The organism is Methyloglobulus sp. (assembly GCF_046714055.1).
Taxonomy (GTDB): Bacteria; Pseudomonadota; Gammaproteobacteria; order Methylococcales; family Methylomonadaceae; genus Methyloglobulus.
This window is the reverse complement of sequence record NZ_JBKKBJ010000119.1, coordinates 1-3921: the sequence shown is the minus strand read 5'-3', so window position 1 is coordinate 3921 and position 3921 is coordinate 1. Positions and strand designations below refer to the sequence as shown.

General features: G+C 44.6%; 3 protein-coding genes and 1 pseudogene. All 4 read right to left on the bottom strand.

Features of this window, described 5'->3' with window-relative positions:
• Positions 1-2051: BREX system P-loop protein BrxC (brxC, locus tag ACLQ6D_RS07305; RefSeq protein WP_411726628.1), on the bottom strand; the 2051-nt coding region annotated here is incomplete at its 3' end.
• A gap of 24 nt (positions 2052-2075) precedes the next feature.
• Positions 2076-2663 (bottom strand): DUF1788 domain-containing protein, encoded by a 588-nt coding sequence (locus ACLQ6D_RS07300; protein WP_411726627.1) that lies wholly within the window; start codon positions 2661-2663, stop codon positions 2076-2078.
• Positions 2663-3256: a DUF1819 family protein gene (locus ACLQ6D_RS07295; protein ID WP_411726626.1), complete on the bottom strand. Its 594-nt coding sequence runs from the start codon at positions 3254-3256 to the stop codon at positions 2663-2665. The genes ACLQ6D_RS07300 and ACLQ6D_RS07295 overlap by 1 nt, the downstream gene beginning before the upstream one ends.
• 545 nt (positions 3257-3801) lie before the next feature.
• A pseudogene (locus ACLQ6D_RS07290) lies at positions 3802-3921 on the bottom strand (IS1 family transposase); the annotation flags it as partial.

Sequence of the window (3921 nt, the reverse complement as noted above, 5' to 3'; positions counted from 1 at the left end):
TCGGCTTTGGGGCTAATAATATATTTTTCGATTTGTAGATAAAGCGTCAGTTCTTCATAGAGTCGCTGACCTTCTGCCATGCGGATGATCGCGCGGCCCGTTGACTCGGCACTTCGCATAATACAAGTGGCTTCATGCATTTTTTCATAACCATCACCCAGTGGACTAAGGACTTCCAGGGCTAATGTATGGTTGGCTGCCTTCCAAGGAATACCGTCCAAAATACGATTAAACTCGTAGTCGGCTTTGGTGTCACGATGCCGCACTTTGGTTTGGTTTCTGAGGATGTCTTCGAATATAAGCTCAGAGAGAAAGCGGGTTCGTTCTGATGATGAGACTTCCACATGGCCGAGTTCACGGGCAACGTCGCGCTCTTCATTGGTCAGGAAAAACCAATGATCACCGTTACGGCTGACCAACTGTTGTTGTTCCAGCCTGGCTAGAGATTCCTGAATGCGGCGTTTGAGACTGAGCTTGTCGGCATCCACTTCATCGACACAGAGCGTTGCCAGATTGTCGATGCTAGGCTTGACCGTTTCAGATATGTAACGGATCAGGAACATGGCCTTTAGCAACTGGGTGTCATAGGGTTCCAGGGCTGGATTTTCGGGCGCTTGATCAATAGATCGTTTGGCAATGCTATCAATAAAGCTTTCGATGGAAGGATAAAAATCATATAGCGGTATCAAGGCACTGATGCCTTTACCGGAATTTTTTACAGCAGCTGACTGGAATGCATCCAACAAAGATCGTTCGCCCCGCGACAGGTGTTTTCCGGTCGCCCCCACTTTACGGATCGACTCAAAGATTTTTTGCAGCAATTGGAATTGATAAGGCGCAAAGGGATAATATGCCACGAATTCAGCCGCATCCCGGTAGCCACGAAGATTAACGACATTGCCCAGAAAGGACAGTTGATTGTTGATGATGTCCCCTTTCTGGGCAAATGCATCACGCAGTGCAACATGGGCTTCCTCGGTTTTGGCCAGTAACCGTTCACCAATCACTTCGTCAGTATTAGAGCTTGCCAGGGACAATCGGGTATGGAAACGCGCTTGAATTTTGGAAAAATCCTGAGATTTGGCCTTGTTTGCCTCGCCTATTGCCGCGTCGATATCTTCCTGGCTAGTGACTATAACCCACGCCCGCCCTTTGCAAAGGGTACCCAATTGTTCAATGATGGTTTGGAGGCTAAGCATAAGCTGGGTGTTGTTACCGATAAACTGACCAATTTCATCGACCAGAAATATTATCCGATGGTCTTTTGGCTTGGTTTCCAGGTAGTCCCGCACCAGTTTGGCAAATCCTTCAATATTGATATTGTAATCATCATGCGCGTTATCGAACCAGCGACTGGCAGATTCTTCTGTCATGCCTAATGACTGGGCTAGTGCGGCAATCACATCATCGCGAAGCAAACCCACCGCGTCACGTTCTTGATTCCATGAATTGCTATTTCGAGCTTGGAATGAAGCTTTAAAAGTATCATAGGCACCTTTGGCAATCAGGTGTCGCTCCATGTCTGCGATATAGGGCGCATCGCCGCAAAGCCCCAGTTTTTCGTTAAAAACCCGAAGAAAAACCTGGACAATCGCATCGCGTTCGGTTTTGGAATCCGCCTTGGCATCGATATTAAACAATATGACATCGGCTGTCCCGTCAATGGCACGGCGGATGTCTGCCAAGAGCATGGGATCTTTGATTTTTTGCTCGTCAAAAAATTCAGCGGCCTTTTTGCGAGTTCCGGTTTTTGGATCGCTCGCCTCTATATTTTCCAGCAAGTAAGCGAGCAATTTGATGAAGTGCGATTTTCCTGATCCGAAAAAACCGGACACCCAAACGCCCATCCTTGCAGTAATCGTTGGGTCATTGGCTTTTTCGGCGGCAGCGAGGTAAGCATCAAAAAATCGACGGAAGTATTCTGTCAGTTGTTTGGTGACAACGTATTCTTCCAATTCTTGCCAAACGCTTTCAGCATCTAACTGGTCGGCCTTGATGACGCCATTAATTGGCCGGTCGATAGGCTTAATGAATAAATCGCTTATTTCCATGTTTTTCTCGCTTAGCATAGGTATTTATTCCATTTCAGGAACAAACCTGAAAGCCCGGTAATAGTGGTCTTCTGACAACTTGTTGAACAAGCGTAACGAGTACCCATCATATCGGCCAGGGTAAAACATCAGCAAAGGCGTCCTTCCCATCAAGGGATGAAGCGCTGAGAGCAGTGCGTGGGTTCTTAACATCGGATAAGCGCTACCGACACCACGAAGTATGAGTAAATCAATATTATCGAGATTGACGATTGATACGACTTTCTCGGCTAATTTATCCTCTTTAAGAACCGGGCGCAAAGCGGCCATGACAACTTCATCGCCTTTTATCCGTTGCATTTCGATAGCTTTATCGAGCAATTTACGTTCCTGTAGTAACTGGATAACCAAATCGAATAAATTAATCACACCAGCCCGAATGGGCGGCTTTGATTTATTTAGATTTGTAAGGACGGTTCTTTCCAGAAAATCCCGCATCTCCATTTCCCTCTCGGGCGGGTAATCAAAAATCCAGAAACCGATTTCATTGCCGAGGCCTTTATAGTCAAGGAACTCATCTGAACATATTTTTGGCAAAATTTGATTAAGTCGTTCCTCGAAAGTCTGTGCCATTAAGCTCGCTCCAAGAGTTCTAGTGACTTTGTGTCACCTTGTGACGACAAGTAACGTCGAACATCAGGATGTAGGGACTGTGGAGTGATTTTCATGCTACGTGTACTTTCAAGATATTTGGCTTCTGCAAGGATACGAAGGATAACTTGGAATAGCTTAGCTTGTGTTGAAGGAGACCATTTTTTCACTGATGAATCCCTGTGTGTACATTCTGTAAAAAACCCCTCCCAATCACCGGGAGAGATTGCAAGGTCCAAGTGACGCTGGTGTCCAACGTAAATATCCGAAATAAAGTCCGCTAAAAGCTGGCTGTGTCTAACTGCTGCAACCAGTAACAATTGAATAACGACATCTTGTTCACGATTAGCGATCATTTCTACAGCTACAAAATCAAGGGTATTCAAACGCTTCCTGATCAACTGGGCTTGGCGTAAAGCAGTCGCTGGTGCTTTCTTTTGCAGCAAATTATCTTCGATTAATGTCCTTTTCCACTCTTTTTCATCTGGATGGGTCAATAAAAAAGCGGCAATGCGGCGGCTTTCTAATGGCATGAGTGAACCGGCAGAAGTTTCCGCGTTGTAATAAGTGGTCACAGTATAGTCATTGAAATTACAAATCACTAAAAATCCAATCTATCTTGGATTTGCTCCCTATATATAATTTATGATCTGAATTATAGGGTTAGTCGCCAAGCTTAAGACACATGTTCTAATTGTTCAACACATTGCTCCTTCTAAGACCAAACTGCTTTTGGCGGATGTGGAAGCAAATCGAATTTTACATATCAAATTTAGCATTCGAAAGATGAGAGAAGGCTTGCCCAGGATGTCCAGAAAACGACCGTTTAATGAACAATTATTAGATGTTACGGAATCCTTACGTCCACCCTATCAGCATCATTTAAAAGTATAAATTGTACAACAAGGAAGATACTCCAAGTATTCAATATGTCACAGAACATGAAATAGACATTTCTAAAATCTATATTTCCTCTGCAAGCCGCTGATACCAAGGGTTTCAAGGTAAGTGCAGGACAAACCGTTCTTTTGGTTAATTACCCATAGGACACTGTCGGTTACAACAGTGGGTGAATGCCCCTATCAACATTGACATCCGCCATATTCAATTAATGGCATTGTTAATTAAGTATAGCCTTCAGGTTTCCGTTGCGTTTGAGCATTAAAAGCATAACGGAATATTTAAGCATGTCCTTGCTTTTGCTGTAGCGCTTCGACTTTCGGCGCAGCCTGGCCAGGAA